Source organism: Veillonella parvula, from assembly GCF_024461875.1.
GTDB lineage: Bacteria > Bacillota > Negativicutes > Veillonellales > Veillonellaceae > Veillonella > Veillonella parvula_I.
The window spans coordinates 738,484-760,851 of record NZ_JANGAL010000001.1 but is presented as its reverse complement, the minus strand read 5'-3'; the positions used below and the strand labels follow the sequence as shown (position 1 = coordinate 760,851).

Below are 22,368 nucleotides of genomic sequence, written 5' to 3'. Positions count from 1 at the left end.
AAGAAAAATCATAAAGAGAATAGACTACGTCCTTCAACTTATAAAGGTCATTACTTAAAGAAGTGTGTAATCTATTCTCTTGTAATCTACAAGGAAAGGAGGAAATATGCCGTCTGAAGAATTACTGGAAAAGGTCAGTCATCTGCCAACGACGCCAGGTGTCTATTTATGGCGCGATCAATATAACCGCATCATCTATGTAGGTAAAGCTATTAATTTGCGCAACCGTGTGCGTTCCTATGTACGTAATGATGCGAATCGGGCACCAAAGGTAACGGCCATGATGAAACGTGCCGTCGATGTGGAAGTCATTCAAACAAAGACGGAAATGGAAGCACTTATCTTAGAAAATACGCTTATCAAGGAGCATGAACCTAAATATAATATTAGGCTCCGCGATGATAAGACATACCCCTATGTCAAAATCTCAGTGCAAGAAGACTATCCTCGTGTATATATGACGCGTCGTCTTGAACGGGATGGAGCTAAGTATTTTGGCCCTTTTACAGATGTTACATCCGTCCATGTGGTACTGAAATTAATACGCCAGTACTATCCATTGCGTACCTGTAAATCTATGAAGGTAGAACGCCCATGCTTGCAGTATCATATGCATTACTGCGAGGCACCGTGTTTTAACAAAATATCTGTACCGGATTATCGAAAGTATATTGACGAAATCATAGAACTTTTTGAAGGTAAACCTATACCATTGCTAAAGGAAATTAAATCAAAGATGGAAACTGCTGCAGAAGATTTGCGCTTTGAAGATGCGGCACGGTATCGTGATCAATTATCTAGTATTGAAAAGATACAAGAAAAGCAACGCATGGTTACTCAACGTGGCGACTTAGACGTATTAGGGTTGGCTGTAGATACATCGATGGCCTGTGTGCAGTTGCTATTCATCCGCGGTGGTCGTCTGTTAGGCCGTGAGAATTACTTTGTGCAACATGATGGCGATAGTTCAGAAACTATTATGACAGACTTTATCAAGCAATACTATGGAGATACAAACTTTATTCCTAAAGAGTTGTTATTACCTATGGAGAGTACGGATAGGGACTTATTAACGGAATGGTTTACACAGCTCAAAGGCCAACATGTAGATGTATCTGTGCCACAACGTGGCTATAAGATGGATATGATTAAGATGGCTCATGAAAATGCAGAAACTTTCCTTGAAGAACGTCGTCGTCAGTGGCAGCACCAAATCGATAAGACTGGCGGGGCGATTAAGAAGCTAGCCGAGATTCTCGACTTACCACGTTTACCCGAACGTATGGAGTGTTTTGATATATCTCATACACAAGGAACTGAAACGGTGGCTTCTATGGTTGTTTTTGAAGGTGGCAAGCCTGCGAAGAAAGAATATCGCCGCTTTAAACTGAAAACCACACAAGGTAAACCTGATGATTTTAAATCGATGGCTGAAATTATGGAACGTCGTTACGGTAATGAAACAGACTGGCCTATGCCAGATCTTATTATCATCGATGGTGGTAAAGGTCAGCTCAATGCGGCTTTGCCGTTAATCCGTGCCGTTGGTGTTACAGATGTGCCAGTTATCTCCTTGGCTAAGCGTATTGAAGAGGTCTTTGTAGAGGGACAATCTGAAAGTATCATTTTGAGTCATCACACGCCGGAGCTTCAATTACTTCAACAAATTCGTGATGAAGCGCATCGCTTTGCCATTACCTATCACCGTAAGTTGCGCGGTAAGCGAAATCTTGAATCTATTCTTGACCATATTGAAGGTATTGGGCCTAAACGCCGTAAGGCCTTATGGGCTCACTTTAATAGTTTAGAGGCCATGAAAGAGGCATCTATTGATGAACTTGCAAATATAGAATCTATGAATTATAAGACGGCAGAAACGCTATATAATTTTTTCCGTATGTCTAAAGTAGAGAAACAAGAGGCTCTAAAATAAAAAAATCACCTATTGATTACTTACACTTGAGCGTAATCAATAGGTGCTTTTATTATTTTGCAATAGTTCTAGGTTTGTAATGTTGTATGTAGTATGTGCGAAGTGTAAATAATATACCCGCAACTACTACGCTAGCCAACAACCCAATCCATACGCCAAATGGTCCATAATTAGGATTTTTGGCAAGGGTATAAGCTGTTGGGAAACATACGCCCCAATACGATACGAGGGAGATGTAAAGCACTATTTTTACATCCTTGTAAGCTCTTAGAATACCTTGTAATGGAGTACCGATGGCATCGATAGCGGCAAAGAATACGCCATATCCAAGGAATTGATAAATAAGTTCATATACTTCATCATCATTTGTAAATAGATCCGCAATATTATCCATATGAGTGAACGTAAAGGCACAAATGAGAACGGCTATGATGATAGCTAATACACGAGAAATATAAGAGTATTGGATAGCTTCTATTTTTCGTCCTGCACCGAGTTCATAGGCAACGGCAATGGTAGAGGACATGGCGATACTTAATGGTAAGCAGTAGAATACATTAGTAAAAGAAATGACAGATTGATGAGCTGCTACTACAGCAGATCCAAAGTGAACCATTAAGAGCCCAGCAATGCTAAAGATACTAGCTTCAAAAAAGATAGAAAAACCTATGGGAATACCAACTTGTAATTGTTCACGGATATAGTGAAAATTCGGGCTATGGAAATCTTTATAGATGCGATAGCCTTTTAACTTAGGATGCAATAGAATGACTAAGCTAAATAGAACTAAGTTTGTCCAACAGGCACCAGCAATACCGTAGCCAGCACCAACACCACCAATTTCAGGAAAACCGTAATGACCAAAGATGAGTGCATAATTTAAGAATACGTTAATCACAAAGCTTGTAAAGACGATGGCCATGGAGTAATGAGTTAATCCGTGAGAATCGACAGTGTTACGCAAGGTATTTACCCAGAGTAATGGGAATAAACCAAGTGCAAAGGCTTTCAGATAACTAATACATACCTCGGTGGCAGCCGGCTCAAGATTTAAATATGTCAATAAAGGGCGTAAGCCGAATATACCGATTAGTAAAATTAAAAATGCTAGTCCTGTACCGATGAAAAGGCCTTGATGAAAGATTATTGGAATATCATCTGTTTTCTTAGCTCCTAATAGTTGAGAAATAATTGGTGTGATACCCATTAATGTACCTTGTGCAAAGATATAGAAGAGGAGCCATAAATTATATCCCGTAGCAACACCAGCTAAATCAGTCGTACTATATTGCCCCGTTAAAAAGATGGCGATAAAGGTCGCCCCAATCAGGGAAAATTGAGTGATGCACATTGGAGTAAATAGTTTTATAAACAACCATAATTTTTGCAGTATAGAATATGTTTGATACATACTAACCTCCCTAGTAACGATATACTATACCATATCATAAAGTAGCTTAATTTAATAGCCAAAACCTAAGGGAAAAAGGAATTAAATTTATAAAAAAAATAGAGCCCATATTGTGATTATGTAAGGGGAGAAATGACCTTATATAAACTATCTTATTTAATAAGAAAGAATTATGATAAAAACGTATATATATGTTGATAATTGAATTTTACACTACTTTACTATATCGATTATAATATATATACTATTGTTTTATTCTAAGGAGGATACATTGGACATCTTAACTGTACAAGGCTTATTAGCGATGCTTCAAATCATCGTTATTGATATTTTATTAGCTGGTGATAATGCCATCGTTATTGGTATGGCGGCTCGCAACCTACCCGCACATTTACAGAAGAAGGCGATTTTCTGGGGCACAGCTGGCGCTATTATTTTACGTCTTGTTATGGCATTCCTATTTGTAGAGGCATTGAACAATATTCCTGCTCTTCGTTTAGTTGGTGGTATCCTTCTTTTATGGATCGGTTACAAGCTTGTTGTTGATGATGATAGCGAGCACAATATCGAGGCTAAAGATAACTTGCGCGCTGCTATCATGACCATTGTTATTGCAGATGGAATTATGGGTATTGATAATGTTATTGGTGTAGTTGGTGCCGCTAGTGGTAATATGACATTAGTTGCTGTCGGTATGCTTATTACAGTACCTATTATCATTTATGGTAGTACTTTATTTGTAAAAGTTATCGAACGCTTTCCAATCATCCTTTACGTTGGTGGCGGTATCCTTGCCTGGGTGGGTGCAGCGATGAGTGTGGAAGATAAATTAATTTCACATACCGTAGAACCGTATGCATTACTCATTAAAATTGGTGCTGTTATTCTCGTAGTAGGGGCATCTTTGTTAGTAAAGAAACTTAAAAAATAATGTAATATATCTCTTCTTCTAGTCGTAGGAGGAGAGATATTTTTTTCGTAAAAGTATAGTCATTATAAAGAACCTTATAGGCTAATCTTAAGAATAACAGTGGTAGTTTAAGAGCTTTCTTTTAGATGAGAAAATAGAGAATTTGTGGTATAGTTAAGGGATAGTTATAGAATTAGCAGAGTGAATTGAGGTAAGTATAGAATGGAATTTTTAGAGGCTACAACGTGGATAACGATTAGCAAAATTATTTTGATCGATATATTATTGGCCGGGGATAATGCCGTTGTTATTGGGATGGCAGCGGGTAAATTGGCACCAGAATTACAAAAGAAAGCTGTTATCTGGGGTACAGTGGGGGCTATTGGAATGCGCCTTGTATTTGCCACTCTTTTAGTAGAAGCACTTACTTTAATTCCTCTTATTCACTTAGGTGGTGGACTTGTACTTGTATGGATTGCCATTCAACTTTTAAAAGGTGGAGATGAAGATGCACATATCGAAGCTAAGAATTCCTTAATGGGAGCCATTTGGACAATCATTGTGGCTGATGCGATGATGAGTATCGATAATGTAATTGGCGTAGTTGGTGCCGCTAAAGGACATTTAGAGCTCGTTATTGTTGGTATGTTAATCACTGTTCCAATCATTGTGTTCTGCTCTACACTATTTGCTCGTATCATTAATAAGTTTCCTGTCATCCTTTGGGCTGGTGGTGCTTTATTAGGTTGGGTTGCTGGTGAAATGATTGTAGAAGATCCACTCCTTGTTCCCTATATTCAAGGGGAAGAGTTATTGGTGAAATTTGGAACGGTATTCTTTGTAATCATTGTAACTGGTATGATTAAAATTTGGAAGAAAAGAGACTCGTAATGAATGGTACAAGTCGTACATCTCGTAAGAATAAATCGAAATTTAAACAACAGAATAAAAATCGATCTAATGGGAAACAGAATTCCAATCATTATAATGGACAACAAAATACCAATACTTCTGTATCTAAAAAACAACAAGCTCTTTTGAATGCCCCTGTTAAACTTGGGGACGAAGTATTAGTTACCATTCACGGTATTGGCAGTAGTGGCGAAGGGGTAGGTCGCGTAGAGGACTTTACAGTGTTTGTTCCCTTTGCCTTACCTGGGGAAACAGTGAAAGTATCTATTACTATGGTGAAAAGAACGTATGCTACAGGTAGACTCTTGGAAATCGTTACTATGGCGCCGAATCGGATCGATGCCAGTTGTGATCTTTACGGATTCTGTGGTGGTTGCCAATTACAACATATTACCTATGAAGGGCAGCTTTCATTAAAAACACAAAAGGTGAAGGACGTTATCGAACGTATTGGTCATCAAAATCCAGACCTAGTTAAACCTACATTGGGACCTAAAAATCCCTGGGCATATCGCAATAAGATGCAAATGCCTGTAGGAGGGACTAAAGGTGATATTCTAATGGGATTCTATGCCATGGGCTCTCACGATATCGTGCAAGGCACGAATTGTCCCATACAAGATGAAGGAAATAATAGCATTGCTCAAGCCTGCTATCAAATTGCTAAAGAATTTGATATCGAACCTTATAATGAACATACAGGCAAAGGTATACTACGCCATGTAATCGGTCGTATTGGACAATCTGGATGGATGGTTATTCTTGTAACCGCAACAGATAATTTACCGCATCAAGAAAAGTGGGTTAAAAACCTGACTGAACGTGTGCCTCAAGTGGAAACAATCGTTCATAACGTGAATGGTAAGCGTACAAATGTTATTCTTGGACCTAAAAATCGCATCCTTTATGGAGATGGGACTATTACAGACCATATTAAAGACTTGCGGTTTACTTTATCACCTCACTCTTTTTTCCAAGTTAATCCAGAACAAACTACAGTCCTTTACGATCAAGCACTAAAATATGCGAACCTAAAAGGGGAGGAAACTGTTATCGATGCGTACTGTGGAACAGGTACCATTTCATTGTTTTTAGCTCATAAGGCAAAACATGTTATCGGTATAGAAATCGTAGAACCAGCTATTAACAACGCTCGTGAAAACGCCCGACGCAATGGATATGATAATACAGAGTTTATCGTCGCCGATGCGGCTGTAGAAATGCCAAAACTCTATAAAGCAGGCGTACGACCAGATGTCATCGTATTCGACCCAATCCGAGCGGGCTGTAAAGAAGAAGTACTAACCTCTGCTGCAGGTATGGAACCAAAACGCATTGTCTACGTATCCTGTAACCCAGCAACTATGGCGCGTGACATTGAAATCCTCACACACTATGGCTATGAACTAGAAGAAGTACAACCTGTTGACATGTTCCCTATGACAGCACATGTCGAAGCGGTGGCTTTGCTTACTAGAAACGAAGTGACGCAGTAAGTATTAGTACTGGTTATGTAAGAGCGGGAGAGAAATTCAATTATAGTAAATTTTATAGGAAATATAATAATGGGGTTAGTAAGTTGGTTAATTATAAATGGAGATGATTCTTTGGCTAACCATGCATATAGAGATAAAGAAAGACGAGATTTAATACTAGCAAGTGAGGCTCTTGAAGAAAATAGGGATAAATCTTTTTATTGTCCAAATCCGCTATGTAATAGTAAATTATTTGTATGTACTGGTGATGGCTCTCGGAAAGCATATTTTAGAGCAACTAAATCTGCGTATAAACATATTGCTAATTGTCCTTATGCAAATAGTTCAGTCGCTTTTGATGACAATAAATTTAATGAGTTAAATTTTTCTTTTGAAAATGCGATGCAAAATCTTTTAGTTAAGAAGAATCCGAAAAATTCAAGTGGGAATTCTAAAAAATCTTCATATGGTGAATATTATAATCTCACACTCAGTACAATAAAGCAGATATATTCTATATGCAAACGATTTCCTCCTAATTACTCATATGGAAATGAGAAAATTGGAAGAATGATTTTAGATGATAGAACTGCATACTGGTATCCTAAAGGTGTTTTCGGCTTTAAAATAATTGAGTCTTGTGTAAAAGGTCGCTTTTACGATAGTGATAAAAATGAGATTTATTTAGTAGCCCCTGTAGCAAATCCTAATTATCATTTTATATTATCTATTTCTGATATAAACCTTTATAAAAAGATAAGAAATATGGTATTTGAAAATAAAGATAAATTTATTATAGTTGCTGGAGACTGGAAGGCGTCAAATTTAGGCTATGGTTATTTTGAAACAAGAATATATAGTGATAGACAAATAACTATTTAAATTGATATTTTATAAACTATTATGAGACTATTTCTTCTTGTAGATAAATAATATAAGTCGTATCTTTTAAAGGAGTAAGAAAATGGAGCTTCGATCACTTGCTAGGATATCTTTACCTAAGGACGAGTATGTTTACTTGTTGGGGATGGCTATTTCAGTATTTATCTCTAATAATGGTTTTATTATAGAGAACATTATTAATACAGATAGTGATTATTCTTGGTATGACTTGATTGATAAAGAATCAGGCCAACTTAAATCGCCTATTGCTCAAACAATTACAAAAAATGCTGGTGCAGAAATAGCCGAGTTATTTTCAGATATTGTTTATAAGAGAAATCGCATCATTCATAGTTTCAGATGTACGTCATCTAAAGAAGAGCAAATTTTAGCTACAAAAGATAGAATTACCAATCAACAATTTTATATAGATGAGCATTATTTGATAAATTTTATAGAGTTGAATAATAAACTATCTCACTTATTGCATGAATATCGTGGATATTAAAATAATCAATAATGATATTTTGTTGTCTAGACTAAAAGCCCTTCACTTATCTGAAGGCTTTTACTATACATTCATACTTATAAATGTAATATAATTAGAATAAATAGATGTATTGTATTCGATGAGGTATGTGTTATGGAATCAATCTTAGATATTCATGAGATAATGCACCTATTGAGTATGTGGCGACCAATATTTCATTCTGAAGCAGACTTTCAGTTTAGCTTAGCTTGGCTCATAAAAAAGAAATACCCTGATTGTGAAATTCGATTAGAATTTGTGCCTGAATTTAATCCTAGCTTACATCTTGATATTCTTGTTATATTAAATGGTAAATGGATTCCTATTGAGCTTAAATATACGACAAAAAGATGCATTAAAACTATAAATGATGAAGTGTATGTGTTGAAGGAGCAAGGGGCTAAGGATCAAGGCTGCTATAATTATTTAAAAGATATTATGCGTATAGAGGAGTTCAGGGATAAGACTAGTAAATTTATTGAAGGTTATACTATTAAGATAACTAGTGAGATGTCTTATCTAAAGCTTCCGACAAAGGTAAATTGTACATATGCTGAATTTTCTATTGAGAATGGTTCTATTAAAACTGGATGCATGAATTGGGACGCTAATACAGGAAAAGGAACAATGCGTGGAATGGAAGCACCCATAGTATTAACGGGTATGTATCCCATAAACTGGAAAGAGTATTCTAAAGTTGATAATACTAATAGTGGTACTTTCATGTATCTTGTAAATACAATTAGTAAGAAAAATTAGGAGATATATATGTTTAAACCAGTTCGTAAAAAGATAAATGAAATAGACCATAGTGCTGCAGAAGCTTTATTACAATCTAATCGTCGTGGAATTATTGCTATGAATGGTGATGAGAGCTATCCGTATGCTATTCCTATCAATTATTTTTATGATTCTGATAAGAGGAAAATTTACTTTCATGGAGCTAAAGCGGGTCATAAAGTAGATGCATTGAAAACTTCAGATAAGGTATGTTTTACCGTATATGGTAATGAGCGTATTGATGAATCTGAATTCTGGGCGCCGTATGTACAAAGTGTAGTTGTGTTTGGGCGGTGTCGTTTATTAGAAGCCGGCCCCGAATCTATAGAGCGCTTAAAAGAATTTGCTATGAAGTATTATCCTGATGAAACTTTAGCTGATGAACAAATTGCTCGTAATGGGCGAGCAACACAAATGTTTGAAATTACCATTGAACATATGAGTGGAAAACAAGTACAAGAAAAATAATAGATTAGCCCTTCGCATAGGCGAAGGGTTTTTACTATACACTCATACTAGTAGATGCAATATAATTAAAATAAACAAGTTATAAGATATTTGAGGAGTATTAGTATGACATTGAAACCTAGAGAAGTATGTGAAAAAGCGTGGCAAGATATAGCAAGTCGTTTTCCAGATTTTAAGGTGACTGGCAAAGGACAGAAGTTAAAGAAAATCTCTAAAAATAAAGATCTTACATTTGAAATCTGTTTTCAGGCTAACAGAAATAATTATGCGTGTAGTGTAGAATTTGTTCCACATATTTTTATTTATTCAAAAGATATGAAGAAGGCTAATTATCATAATGGATTTGTTTATGGCGGAGAGCTTGGAAGCTTATTAAATAGAAAAGCTTGGCACTGGTGGCAATTAGCAGGAGCAAGCTATCAGTATACTGTAGATGAAGTTAGTAAATTACTTGAGGAACATATCATCCCGGTATTTGATGATTTTGAAGATACAGAAAGTAATATTGAAAAGTTTATAGATGGAGATATAATTGATCATAATTTACTGTATTATATTTATCACTTTGGTGGAACAGCTAAGGCTCAGCAGTATTTTAATAAGATAATTGAAAAAGATAAGTTAAGAAGTAAATATATTGGCTTTTATAAACATTTGAAAGACTTGCCGAAGGAAAGTATCTTATTAGATGAAGGAGAGTTTTATGGAGCTGATATGATTAAGTTTGCTTTTATCAATGGACTTGAAATAGACAAATAATAGGGAAGCCCTTCGCATAGTGATATGTACCCCCTTTACTGGTTGTCCAGTAAAGGGGGTACATATCATATATGAAGGGCTTTTACTATAATTTGACCAATGATTACTAGAATTTAAACTTCATACTTGCGGAGTATGTACGACCGGCTGTTGCTTCATCATTAAAGAATATGCGGTTAAATACATTTTGAATACCAAACTGCAATGTCGCCTCTTTAGAGAACTTATAATTCATAGCTATATTAGAAATAAAGTAACTATCCTCAGAACCATATTGACCAGTAATGTCATCTACAGATTGACGACGACTTACATATTGAGTATCCCAAAGTGCATTCCATTTGCCACTAGTATATTCAAGCCCTGCATGGAATATATGTTTAGGAATATCATAATTTACTTCCGTATATTCGTTAGTATTTGTATTAGGAAGTTCTTTGTGTTTAATACGGCCCATTTGCCAAGTATAATTTCCAAATACAGACCATTTTGATGATAATTTATGTCGAACTTCTAGTTCTACACCACGGCGAGTTTCTAGGTCCACATTATTATACATTTTATAATCTACATCACCATTACGATCATAATAGGTTACATATTTTATTTTGTCTTTTGTTTTTACATAGAATCCAGATACATTTAATGTTGTTTTTGTATTCCATTCTTTTTTTAGACCAATTTCAAATGAGTCAGACCGTTCTGGATCTAAGTTAGGATTGGCTTTTACAATATCACTATATCGATACACTTGGCTCAATGGAGGTGGGTTAAAGGAGTGTCCGTAAGAAGCATACACGTTCAAAGAGTCATTCAAATAATGTTCAATAGCCAATCTAGGACTCAATTCTGTATATGTGCCTTCTCCATGATTTACGGTGTCATATTTTTTATTAACCTTATCATATGTAACGTGTTGTCCATGGTACTTTTTAAATCGGTCTATACGAAGCCCTGTATAAATTGCCCAATCATTATTAGGTCGATAAGTATCTTGTATGAATAATGCTAGATTGTTAGTAGCGCCTTTGTTAATTTCATACAATCCACCTGGATATGTTGTAGAATCAAAAGAGGAATGATTTCTCCAATTTGTTAGTTCTCTTCGTTTTTGATCAAAGTTTTCTTTTTTCCAGTTTAATCCAGCAACAAGAGTATGTTTACCCATACGGTCCCAGATTTTTTGTACATCTAAGTTAATTGTTTTTCCAGGGTAGAAGGAGTCATCGCCAGGTCCATTATAGTTTGGTGTGTTTGGACTATTAGGACTAGAGAATCCGTCTTTCTTGCGATCCAATACATTAAAAATAACTTGTAATTTGCTCTTGTCATTTTTATATTGTAAATTATGAGCGTGATATTCTTTCAATCCATCATAGCCTAAATATCTACTTGTTCTAAGAGCCACATATTTTTGATCATTTATTTTGATGTTTCCTGAGAAAACTGGTTTACCATTTACTGTAATCGTACTCATAGGATTTTCATAGGCATATCTATTTTTTGTGTATAGATATGAATATGTTAAAGCTTCCTTGTCACGTAGATTCATCGTTATATAGGTTGAAAGACTTTTATTATTATATGACTTATTACCTCGACTACCTAATAGATAGGCACCATCTTTGGTTTGTGGTACAGGATTATCAGGTGTCACTGTTTTTGTATTAGGTTTGATTTTTGCTGCTTTGTCAGTAATGAAGAAACCTGGATATCCATCGGTACGTCTTTGTTCAAAAGACATACCAACAGCAACACGATCTGATACACGAGCGTCAAAGCCTAACTCGTCATTCAGTGTTCCATGAGAGCCATATCCAACTTGACCATGCCAATGAATGTCTTTTACGGATTGTTTTGGTTCTGCTTGTTTCGTTTGTATGCTGATAACACCTGCCACACCTCTACCACCATATAAAGAAGAGCTAGGGCCACGTACTAGCTCAATTCGTTCAATTGAATGTACCGGTATAGCTTCCCAATCAACACTATTATTAAATGTATTATTCATTGGTACACCATTAAGTAGTACTAATGTATTGGTAGAGTCAAATCCACGGATTTGTAAGCCGCCATTGGCTTTTTGGCTTTTATAAACACCAGGCAACATTTGTAGAGCATCTGCTACCGTATCAGCTCTTCGCGCTTCAATATCTTCCGTTGTTACAACAGAAACAGAACTAGGTGTTTTTACAATGTCTTCCATTGTTCTTGTAGCTGTCACAGTCACATTATAAGTTGGTAATGTTACAGGTTCATCTGTTACATTCTTGTCAATGGCATTTACAATTTGACCACTCATAGCCGTTAAAATCATGGAAAATAATAGAGCTTTCGAGGTAATGGTTTGATTGCAACCACTTGCTTTTTTCTTACATTTACTTTTTCTCATACACACAACCCTTTAATAAATAAAAATACACTATTTTAAGTATATCATTGAAATATGTTTCTGAATATTATCATGTTATGAATACTACTTATATTAATATGAATATTATTAAGGGGGTTGTAGAGATATGTAAGTAGGTTAAAGAGTTTAATCCATCTTTTATTGATTATGTGTATTTTTAATATATTTGAGGTGATTACTATGGCAGTTTCTAATTTAAGAGCTACATTAATATGTCCAATAGAAATAGTATGGGATACAGTGACAAATCTGAATGATTATTCATGGAGAAGTGATTTAAAAGATGTAAGAATTATAGATGAGCATAACTTTATAGAGATTACAAAGGATGGTATTGAAACTTATTTTAAAATTACAGAATGTATCAAATACCAGTCATGGATATTTGAGATAGAAAATAAAAATATTAAGGGTACTTGGGTTGGAAAATTTTATGCGGAGGGAGATAAAACGATTCTAGATTTTACAGAAAATATTGTTTCTAAAAAATCAATACTTAAGCCATTTATAAGCTTATATTTGAAACGACAACAAAAAATATATTTTAGAGATTTAAAAGCAAAACTGAATTGTGAAGAGTTTGACGCTGTTAGATAATATTTATAAGATTAGTTTTATCAAAATAGAAGGTGGTGCGTTTTGTGGCTGAGCTTAGATTTGAAAATCTTCGAAAGCTATTAAAGGGCATGATAGAAAAGTGATAAAGAGACTATCTGTCTATTTTCTAAGCGTCATGGTAAATAGACTATCTGTGGAATGCAATTTTTAAATGTGCATGGAATAAAATTTATTAATGTTCTTGTTATTTCGTTATGAAAAAGATAAATTGAGATTTTAGAATTGCATTTGGTATATGATAGTTTTTCGCTTATACGAGGGGCTTTTACTATACAATCATACTTATAAATGTAATATAATGTAATTAGTGATAATCATTTTAAAAATATAGTTCATGGGAGAGAGACATGATAGAGATAAAAGATTTAGGTACATTTGAATCTGTACCTCATATACTAACAGATATTGTAACAGGAAATATTAATGCTTTAGAAAATGCATTAGCAGATGGTTGGGATATTAATAAACCTATAGAAATTGGTGAGTATAGTGAGCATACACCTATAGAACTAGCTTTAGTCATGTGTTGTTTGCCAAGTGTTCAATGGTTAGTTGAACATGGAGCTGATCTTAATGATGAGGAAAATCCAAGTTTCTTATTAGCTGTACGGTATGGTAATAAAGAGATTATAAACTATCTTGTAAATCATGGTGCCAATGTTCATGCTTTAAACTGTGTGAAAGTAGATGCTTTTCAAGCCGCCTTGTATGGCAAGAAATATGAGAATCTACAAATTATTCATGACTTGGGACATACTGTACAGAAATATGGCGGTAAAGCTTTCAGAAATGCCATTACAGATAAAAATTATGAGGTTCTAGATTTCTTTATTCATAATGGTGTAGATATTAACTACAACAAGCCTGATTCTGTATATCCCTTTAAGCCAACCCCATTGTGTGTAGCTGCTCGTTATGTGGATTTACAGATGTGTAAATACTTGGTAGAACATGGTGCTGACGTGACCATTACGGAAAAGGATGGTATGCGTCCCTATAGCATTGCCATTGAAAAAGGGGATATGGAAATGGCAGAGTATTTTAAATCCCTAGAACCTGTAGAGTTCCATGACATACAGAATAAAATGGATCAGTTAAAGCCATTTAAATTACCAAAAGCATTAGTGAATTTTTTAGAGGGCGAACATCATTACTTTGAATTACCAGACTCAGATTTTATATCTATAGAGTTCTTCCCACTTATTGATACGATTCCCTTTAAATTAGGTCGTCGTAATCTATTGCGTTTATCTAAAGAACTAGGCGAGTATAACGAGTGGCAAATTGTATGGGACCCTAAAAGTAAAAAGATTTCTTGTTATGATATAGAACATCAAGAATTGCGAGAACTTTGTAAATTTGATGAATTTATGTCGGATATGTCAGGTCAATTAGAAAACTTATTCTAATATATATCGTAAAGGAGAGGCGATACATATGACAGATACATTTGAAAAAACATACACGAATTGGTCTATTGACGTAGGTAACTATACATATGAAGGTATTACACTAAATGAAGTTGAGCAAAATCTCTATGCTATTGAGGATCAAGAGCAAGATTTTCTGATTGTATCCCCATCAAATGCAATATTAATAGATAAGAAACAGTATAACTTTGTACAAGTTTGTTGTGATGAAGATACCGATTTATTACATATAGAGTTTAGTGTAACTAATGATGGTGACCAGGGCGCTATCCTATATGGTAAGAATGAGCTGGGCCCTCAAGAGGTATTACGGATAATAGAAAATTTTATAGCACATCATAAGGTTCCCGCATTAGATAGTTGGGAAATCGTATTAGATTTAAGACCTAATACGGAAAGCCTGTAAAGGATACTGTGGAGCATATCATGTTATACAGACCGAATAACCTTTTATATAAGTATATTCGTTATCGATTTAGACGGATTCAGATTCAATGCAATATGGTATATGATGTAACACCAGAGGAAGAACATGAGATTTGCCGTGATCTATTAAAAAAGAGAGCGAAGATATTGATTCCTATTGGCATATTATATTGTTTGATCTTTGCTGTAAGTTTCGTTTGGCTATTAGGAACAAGTGAAGAATTAAACCCCTTAATGCAATGGGAAGTAAACGTAATAGAATATGTCAAACCAATTTTAAATACCATTGATTTTAAATGGTATGCATATTCCCTTGACCTATTGCGAGTAGCAGTTATTTTAGCCCCTATAGCGATTATAAATGTATCTCCTTATATCATTTTTTCTTATATTGTTGATACCATTTTGATACGACGCAGGGTAAAAGCTTTAATTAAAGAATATTCCACTGATTAGAAACTATTTGGTTGAAATAATCTATTTATCTAGGAGAGCGTATTATGAGTAATCTAAAAGACTTTGATTGGTCCGGTTTTTGGAACGATGTTGATTATGCATTTGAATCCTATATAGGTAAACCTGTTACCGATAAAGATATTAAGGATGCTGAAACTGAGCTAGGCTATACATTACCTGCAGCATATATTGAATTACTTAAGCATCATAATGGCGGTGTATTGAATAAGAACTGCTTTATTAATAATGATGGTGAGTGTGTTTATGTGACAGGTATATATGGCATTGATAGAGATAAAAAGAACTCTATCTTTGGAGAATTTGGCAACGAATTTTGGATTTCTAAATGGGAATATCCTCCTATTGGTGTCGTGGTGGCGGATACGATTTCTGGCGGTCACGATATGATTTTTCTCGATTATCGTGAGTGTGGTCCTACAGGTGAGCCTAAGGTAGTCCAAGTAGACCAAGAAGGGGATTACTCTATCACTCTTTTAGCAGATAGTTTTGGGGATTTTATTAAGCAATTATATATAAGCATAGAAGACATTACGGATGAAGAGTTTCAAGCGTTAAGTGATGAGGATAAGGTAAAACTTATTAATGAACAAGAGGATCTAGATATTGATCGTGCTATGGAGCTTTTAACTAATATAGGTATCGATAATTTATCTCCTATATTACTAAGCACCTTAGGACGTATGTATAACAATAATGACCGACCAGAAGAGGCTATCGAGTTATTTGAGCGTATTGATAAACTTGACGCAGAGCAACTTGAAATATCAGAGGATAACTATCCTTCTTACAGTGCAGTGCATTGGGTATTCAATAAAAAATCATATAGTAAAGAGAATTTTTCTAAAGAGTTTAATCAAATATTAGAGGAGTATGCTGAGTATGGTGCTAAGGAAAGTGCATTAGCGCTATTAGAAGAGCCTGAAATTTTAGTGACTTATGAAGCATGGATCGAAAGTGAAAATCAGCTCTATCATAATGAACGTTTAAACGATGAAGAGTTACTAGAAGAAGAAAAAGAAGATAACATGTGGCAAGTAGAAATCATGGCCTATATTATTGCCGATAATGGTAAATATTTTACGGGAGAAGAACTTACCTTTAAGTTACAAAATTTAATGGCTAATAAAGAATTAGGCGATCATGTATTCTATGAAGGCATAGAATACGAGGGACATGAGTGCGAGGGACATGGCCTCATCGATAATGAAGATGGTATTCCTGTTTTTTATGTATGTGGTGGCAGCTAAGTAAATAATCCATCATATAAATCAATCATTATTAATTAAAGTTATTGTTTTGTGTGTTTGTTAATATTACTACTTTAGAATGATTTCATATACATATTAATTGGGATGAAGGGATGCGTATTGTATGACGTTAAGTGTTGAACGTTTTTTATCTTTTTCTGAAGAAGCACAATTACAAACTATTAAAGATCTTAATGATATAGGGCAAGAGGAGATGATTATTGAGGTATTAACTGCTGTAGGCATCGAGAATCTATCTGTACCTTTATTAGGTGAGCTTGGTAGAGCGTATAACAATAATGATAAACCGGAAGAAGCCATCAAGGTATTAAACTCTATAGATGAGGAGTATAGAGATGCTGTGTGGCATTATCGCTGTGCTTACTCTTACGGCTTTATTGCTTCGAATAATAATGAAGCATATATATCAAATAATATGCAACATATGCTATCACTTGTAGATAATGGTATACGCCTAGCTGTTAGTGAGAGTCGAAATAATATAAAAGGATATTTCTTTGAGCTTATTGATATGTGTTATATGCAGATAGATTTTGAAAGGTGTGAGTCTGATTACCCAGAATTGTGTTCTGCTTATAGTAAATACGTAGCCGAAAAACAGAAGAATAGGAGAGGTGTATCTCAGCATCGGACTATAACTGTTGAAGAAATTAAAGAAACTGACGATATGTGGACTATTAATGAACCTGCGTATTGGACCATAAATATTTATGGCTCTTATGATGATTATATAGAAACATCTAAAAGGTTTACATTGGAGCAACGATATCTTAATGCAATATGTTGGTATTTTGCTGAGGTCAATAATGGCGGACATCATCAGTTCTTTTATAATTCAACAGGCATCGTATGGGAAGATACTCTTGCGGGTTTGCGCCTCTTCAAGATGGATGAGCTAGCAGAGAATTTACAATCGGTAATCAATTACTTTGGTGGTTCAATTCCATTTGATAGAGCTGAACGATGGACTATTTTACAAGACTGGGAGAATAATCCAGAATTCTTTGATTTTCTAGATGGAAAAGATGATGCAGTATATACATATGATGGTATCTTCGAAGATGTATTTGTACATGAGAACCCACATTTATTTGTATTTGATGGAACCTATACGATTTCAGAATAAGCTTGGTGATATATTTAACAAGATACAATCGGTATTTTCACTATGTTAATCGCTTTTATTATGTTATCTACTTTCACCAAGCAGAAATGATGTATTAGAGGTATTACATGTTAGATAAACAAGGTGTATATGATTGTTTGCGTGACCATCATATCGATTTTGAAATTACAGATCACGCACCATTATTTAGTATGGACGATAAGCCAAATGTGCAGTTGCCATATCCTGAGTGGGATGCGAAGAATCTATTTATTCGAGACCATAAGCGGGAGCATTACTATTTAATTACCGTTCGTGGATCAAAGCGTGTAGATTTAAAACAATTTCGTAAAGATCACAAACTTAAAAAAATTTCCTTTGGTTCCGAAGAAGAACTATGGGATATATTGAAGATTAAACCAGGTCATGTATCTCCATTTTGCTTGCTCCATGATGAGGACCGTAAGGTACATTATTATATTGATGCGGACTACGAAAATAATTTAATCGGCATACATCCGAACCAAAATGATGCGACCGTGTGGCTTCAAGGCAAAGAACTAGTTAAACTTATTGAGGAGCATGGTACAACTATTGAATATATAAAAATATAAGCGCAACATCCTATTTATTGGAACTAATATTACTCAATATAGTTTTCATTGATAGGATGTTTTTATATGCAAAAGGACTCATAATCTTTTATAATAATGTAGAGCATTTGTTATATAAGAGGTTTTATATGAAAGTTAAATTGATTCAACCACGTATGTTGAAGCGTCCTATGGATACAGATTTAAAAATACGTATGTCCCCACATTTAGGGTTATTAACTGTGGCTAATATTATTCGGCATGAGTGTAAGGTGACAATTGAAAATGAAAATATTAGAGAAATAGATTTTAATGATGTACCTGATTTAGTAGGCATCGCGGTGACTGTTGATGTATTGCCTAGAGCAATTGAAATTGCAGCTATATATAGAAAGAAAGGGGCTAAGGTGATTGCTGGTGGTATACATATTACGACAGCATTCGATACCGTACCTAAGGAGGCGTTTGATAGTCTTTGTATAGGTTTCGCAGAAAATACATGGCCTCAAATTATAGAAGATACTAAACATGGTCGGTTGCAATCTCAATATGTTTCTGCTCCTTTAGAATCTGGAGATGATATTGCATCACCTGCATATGACTTGATAGATAAGACCGATTACTTATGGTATAACGTTGTTTCTACTAGTCGAAGTTGTCCGCATAAGTGCGATTTTTGCTATAATAGCTCTGGAACACACCAATATATTAATCGCAATATAGAGGATGTGTTGGGAGATATCAAAAGATTAGGTACAAAACATATTATGTTTATTGATGATAATTTTATTGGTAATATTTCTTGGACTAAACAGTTTTTAGAACGTATTAAACCATTGAAGTTAAACTGGAATGCAGCGGTTACTATGAAAATAGGGCAACATCCTGAATTGATGGATTTAATGAAAGAAACTGGTTGCCAGAGTTTATTTATTGGTTTTGAAAGTATCAGCCCTCAATCTTTATCTAGTGTTCATAAAATGCAAAATAATCGTGAAGAGTTTGAACGACTTATTAACGAATTACATAAGCGTGGTATTATGGTTAATGCTAGCTTTGTATTTGGCTTAGATGGAGATACACCAGAGACTTTTAAAAATACGTTAGATTGGATTATTAGCCAGAAAATTGATACGATTACATCACATATTGTCACACCATACCCAGGTACTGAATTCTACAAGAGAATGGAAGCTCAAAATAGAATTTTTGATTATGATTTATCAAAATATAATACGTCTCACGTAGTTGTATCACCGTTAGGTATGTCTAAAGAAGAATTAGAAAAAGGGTATCTTTGGATCTATAAAGAGCTATATTCCATAAAAAATATATTTCGTCGCTTGCCTAAAACTATCAGTACAATACCAGCATATCTAACTTTTAATTTCTTTTACCGTAGATTTGGACAATTTACATCAAGAGTATGTGAGTTATTAACTTATAAGCGTATTGGTTTGTTTGCCGAGAAGCTATCAAGATATATGTAAAGGAGTATGTATGAATAAAAATTTATTAAAACGTATTGTACTAACATCTGCGATTGCCGTATTAGGTGTAAGCACATCTTTTGCAGCTCTTGTTATGGAGCGAGATCAATCTGTAGATACAGCACCTAGTGTAGGTATGTATCGTTTCGAAGTACCTGTAGAGCTACAAGGAACTTATAATAGTGCAGGTGTAGCTAATCTGACAGCATCTATGGAAAAAGAGCCTAATACATTGTCCATGAATGTGGCTCATGTAAAGGGGAATCCATCTGAGTCTTATGTAGTTGAAATCTATAAAGATTTAGCTGCCATTGAAGCACATCGCAAATCTGACCATTATCAAGCATTTGTTAATGAAGTCGGTTCTAAATTAACAAATCGTAAGATGTACGATGTACAGTCTGTACTTTTATTTGAAAAGAAAGATGCATTATCTATCGTCAATGATGGTAAGGCAGTAGTTACCTTAACTGAGTTTACTGTTGATAGCAATGAAATCGATACGGTACAACGACAATATCAACTCGATATGGAACGTGCCGTTCGGGACGATGCGGGTTATAAGGCTGGTTATGTGCTTCGTGAAAGAAACGCAAAGAATCGCTGGTACGTTATTCAGATTTATAGCGATCAGGAAGCTCTTACTAAACACTTGAATAGCCCAGGCTATCGCTTTATGATGAGCCAAATCCAAGGTAGTCTACAAGGGGTTACTACTAAAGTACTAGATGGAGATATCCTCTTTAATCATGGTGGTCAAGCTTTTGTTAGACCTTAGTTTTTGATATAATACTAATCAATAAAGTTACTGCTAGCATATTATGTGCTAGCAGTTTTTTGCTATATAATAGGTTATACTCTAGTTAATTCTATTTAGGAGTTTATATGACACAGCAAGAACGATTACGCTATCTTTTAGAGGGATTAGTAGCCGAATATAAAGAGAAATATAACGAACATATAGATATTCCCGTAAGTGAAGAAGAACAATTTACTCTATTTAGAGCACTATGTAATATTCGTCCTGCAGGAGCTATGTCCGCAGAGTGGATGAAGATAGAGGATGAATATTTAAATACATTAGCTCATGAAAAAGGCATCGTTACGATTAACGATATGGAAGAGCGAGAACCTCAGATATATTTGTGGCAAGGGGATATAACACGTCTAGCGGTAAAGGCTATAGTCAATGCAGCTAATGAGCAGTTGCTCGGTTGTTTTCTACCGAATCACAAATGTATTGATAATGCCATTCATACTTTTGCTGGTATTGAGTTACGTATGGCCTGTGCTAGGATGACTGAGTATATGGATATGCCTGAAAAGACAGGTGTAGCTCGTATGACCTATGGTTTTAATTTACCTGCCAGTCATGTTATCCATACGGTAGGGCCTATTGTTTATGATACTGTTACAGACTTAGAAAAAGAACAATTGTCATCGTGCTATAGATCTTGCTTGGAGCTAGCTAATGCTTATAGTTTGAAGTCCATTGCATTTTGCTGCATTTCTACAGGTGAGTTTAGATTTCCTAATGAATTGGCGGCCCAAATTGCTATCGATACGGTACGTAGGTATTTAAAAGAAACAAATAGTAAAATCCAAGTGGTATTTAACGTATTTAAGGATATAGATTATGACATCTACAACAAATTATTGGGATAATATAGAACGTGTAAAAGATTTTTTGAATACAGCTGATGCGGTACTCGTAGGTATTGGGGCCGGTATGTCTACTGCAGCGGGTCTGACCTATAGTGGAGAACGTTTTCATAAATACTTCGATGACTTTCACAAAAAGTACGGTATCACAGATATGTATTCTGGTGGATTCTATTCATTTGAAAGCATGGAAGAATATTGGGCGTGGTGGAGCCGTCATATCTACTATAATCGCTATGATATTTCAGTAGGTGAACCTTATATTCGGTTGATGGAGTTGTTACAAAATAAGAATTACTTTGTGATTACCACTAATGTAGATCATCAAATGCAATTTGCTGGAGTGGATAAAAATAGATTTTATTACATGCAAGGTGATTATGGCTTGTGGCAATGCTTTGAGCCATGTCATCAAAAGACTTATGATAATGAAGAACAAGTGCGTCGTATGGTGAAAGAACAAAAGGATATGAAAATTCCCACAGAATTAATTCCTCACTGTCCTAGATGTGGCGAACTAATGACGATGAATTTACGTGTCGACGGTGCCTTTGTGCAAGACGAAGGTTGGTATGCAGCTCAAAAACGATATGCAAGTTTTATAGAGAATTATAAAGATAAGAAAACCGTATTGTTAGAACTTGGTGTTGGCTATAATACACCGATGATTATTAAATATCCATTTATGCGGGTGGCACATGACAATATAGACACACTATATGTACCAGTTAATATTGAAAAACGATCGATTCCATTTGATATTCAGCAAAATACAGTATTGTTTAATAATGACATACAAAAGGTATTGAATGATTTGTTATCTTAAG

22 protein-coding genes are annotated in these 22,368 nt (G+C 34.9%); 20 read left to right on the top strand and 2 right to left on the bottom strand.

The features are described 5' to 3' along the window. The first annotated feature begins 106 nt into the window (after positions 1 to 106). Positions 107 to 1,933: an excinuclease ABC subunit UvrC gene (uvrC, locus tag NE668_RS03670; protein ID WP_227036837.1), complete on the top strand. Its 1,827-nt coding sequence runs from the start codon at positions 107 to 109 to the stop codon at positions 1,931 to 1,933. A 52-nt stretch (positions 1,934 to 1,985) separates the two neighbouring features. Here uvrC and NE668_RS03665 read toward each other — a convergent pair whose 3' ends face one another. Then, entirely contained in the window at positions 1,986 to 3,344 is a 1,359-nt protein-coding gene (locus tag NE668_RS03665; RefSeq protein ID WP_008713720.1) for an MATE family efflux transporter, read from the bottom strand. Between the two features lie 271 nt (positions 3,345 to 3,615). Between NE668_RS03665 and NE668_RS03660 the strand changes: the two genes are divergently transcribed. The 8 genes from NE668_RS03660 to NE668_RS03625 all read left to right on the top strand — a co-directional run bounded on the left by NE668_RS03660 (position 3,616) and on the right by NE668_RS03625 (position 10,059). Then, entirely contained in the window at positions 3,616 to 4,275 is a 660-nt protein-coding gene (locus NE668_RS03660) for a TerC family protein (RefSeq protein ID WP_039964892.1), read from the top strand. A gap of 201 nt (positions 4,276 to 4,476) precedes the next feature. Then, positions 4,477 to 5,145 (top strand): TerC family protein, encoded by a 669-nt coding sequence (locus tag NE668_RS03655; RefSeq protein ID WP_227036838.1) that lies wholly within the window; start codon positions 4,477 to 4,479, stop codon positions 5,143 to 5,145. Further along, entirely contained in the window at positions 5,145 to 6,662 is a 1,518-nt protein-coding gene (rlmD, locus tag NE668_RS03650) for a 23S rRNA (uracil(1939)-C(5))-methyltransferase RlmD (RefSeq protein WP_227036839.1), read from the top strand. Before NE668_RS03655 ends, rlmD begins: the two co-directional genes overlap by 1 nt. A gap of 69 nt (positions 6,663 to 6,731) precedes the next feature. Beyond that, positions 6,732 to 7,523, top strand: coding sequence for a hypothetical protein (locus NE668_RS03645; protein WP_227036840.1), 792 nt, complete (start codon positions 6,732 to 6,734; stop codon positions 7,521 to 7,523). Between the two features lie 82 nt (positions 7,524 to 7,605). After that, entirely contained in the window at positions 7,606 to 8,031 is a 426-nt protein-coding gene (locus tag NE668_RS03640; protein ID WP_004693473.1) for a hypothetical protein, read from the top strand. Positions 8,032 to 8,166: 135 nt separating this feature from the next. After that, positions 8,167 to 8,811, top strand: a complete 645-nt coding sequence (locus NE668_RS03635) for a hypothetical protein (RefSeq protein ID WP_256195818.1) — start codon at positions 8,167 to 8,169, stop codon at positions 8,809 to 8,811. A 9-nt stretch (positions 8,812 to 8,820) separates the two neighbouring features. Further along, positions 8,821 to 9,300 carry a pyridoxamine 5'-phosphate oxidase family protein gene (locus tag NE668_RS03630; RefSeq protein WP_156697475.1) on the top strand — a complete coding sequence of 160 codons (480 nt, stop codon included), beginning with the start codon at positions 8,821 to 8,823 and terminating at the stop codon, positions 9,298 to 9,300. A gap of 105 nt (positions 9,301 to 9,405) precedes the next feature. Next, positions 9,406 to 10,059: a DUF4304 domain-containing protein gene (locus tag NE668_RS03625; protein ID WP_227036842.1), complete on the top strand. Its 654-nt coding sequence runs from the start codon at positions 9,406 to 9,408 to the stop codon at positions 10,057 to 10,059. Positions 10,060 to 10,165: 106 nt separating this feature from the next. On the opposite strand, the gene NE668_RS03620 is transcribed toward NE668_RS03625, so the two are convergent. Continuing rightward, entirely contained in the window at positions 10,166 to 12,451 is a 2,286-nt protein-coding gene (locus tag NE668_RS03620) for a TonB-dependent receptor (protein WP_227036843.1), read from the bottom strand. A 201-nt stretch (positions 12,452 to 12,652) separates the two neighbouring features. Between NE668_RS03620 and NE668_RS03615 the strand changes: the two genes are divergently transcribed. The 11 genes from NE668_RS03615 (at position 12,653) to NE668_RS03565 (ending at position 22,367) form a co-directional block, all read left to right on the top strand. Next, a complete protein-coding gene (locus NE668_RS03615; protein ID WP_156697477.1) occupies positions 12,653 to 13,069 on the top strand; it encodes a polyketide cyclase in 417 nt (138 codons plus the stop codon). A 368-nt stretch (positions 13,070 to 13,437) separates the two neighbouring features. After that, positions 13,438 to 14,499: an ankyrin repeat domain-containing protein gene (locus NE668_RS03610; RefSeq protein ID WP_227036844.1), complete on the top strand. Its 1,062-nt coding sequence runs from the start codon at positions 13,438 to 13,440 to the stop codon at positions 14,497 to 14,499. Between the two features lie 28 nt (positions 14,500 to 14,527). Next, positions 14,528 to 14,926, top strand: a complete 399-nt coding sequence (locus tag NE668_RS03605; protein ID WP_227036845.1) for a bacteriocin — start codon at positions 14,528 to 14,530, stop codon at positions 14,924 to 14,926. Positions 14,927 to 14,946: 20 nt separating this feature from the next. Further along, positions 14,947 to 15,402 carry a glycosyl transferase family 4 gene (locus tag NE668_RS03600; protein ID WP_227036846.1) on the top strand — a complete coding sequence of 152 codons (456 nt, stop codon included), beginning with the start codon at positions 14,947 to 14,949 and terminating at the stop codon, positions 15,400 to 15,402. A 44-nt stretch (positions 15,403 to 15,446) separates the two neighbouring features. After that, entirely contained in the window at positions 15,447 to 16,670 is a 1,224-nt protein-coding gene (locus NE668_RS03595) for an SMI1/KNR4 family protein (RefSeq protein ID WP_227036847.1), read from the top strand. A gap of 124 nt (positions 16,671 to 16,794) precedes the next feature. Beyond that, positions 16,795 to 17,817 carry a DMP19 family protein gene (locus NE668_RS03590; RefSeq protein ID WP_227036848.1) on the top strand — a complete coding sequence of 341 codons (1,023 nt, stop codon included), beginning with the start codon at positions 16,795 to 16,797 and terminating at the stop codon, positions 17,815 to 17,817. Between the two features lie 107 nt (positions 17,818 to 17,924). Continuing rightward, positions 17,925 to 18,410 carry a prolyl-tRNA synthetase associated domain-containing protein gene (locus NE668_RS03585; RefSeq protein WP_227036849.1) on the top strand — a complete coding sequence of 162 codons (486 nt, stop codon included), beginning with the start codon at positions 17,925 to 17,927 and terminating at the stop codon, positions 18,408 to 18,410. Positions 18,411 to 18,538: 128 nt separating this feature from the next. After that, positions 18,539 to 19,879, top strand: a complete 1,341-nt coding sequence (locus tag NE668_RS03580) for a B12-binding domain-containing radical SAM protein (RefSeq protein WP_227036850.1) — start codon at positions 18,539 to 18,541, stop codon at positions 19,877 to 19,879. 10 nt (positions 19,880 to 19,889) lie between these two features. Next, positions 19,890 to 20,657: a putative quinol monooxygenase gene (locus tag NE668_RS03575; protein WP_227036851.1), complete on the top strand. Its 768-nt coding sequence runs from the start codon at positions 19,890 to 19,892 to the stop codon at positions 20,655 to 20,657. A 107-nt stretch (positions 20,658 to 20,764) separates the two neighbouring features. Next, the gene (locus NE668_RS03570; protein WP_060919708.1) at positions 20,765 to 21,544 is read left to right on the top strand and encodes a protein-ADP-ribose hydrolase; all 780 of its coding nucleotides are present in this window, start codon (positions 20,765 to 20,767) and stop codon (positions 21,542 to 21,544) included. Continuing rightward, complete coding sequence (locus tag NE668_RS03565; protein ID WP_227036852.1) at positions 21,516 to 22,367, top strand: SIR2 family NAD-dependent protein deacylase; 852 nt, start codon at positions 21,516 to 21,518, stop codon at positions 22,365 to 22,367. Before NE668_RS03570 ends, NE668_RS03565 begins: the two co-directional genes overlap by 29 nt. Position 22,368: the final 1 nt, after the last annotated feature.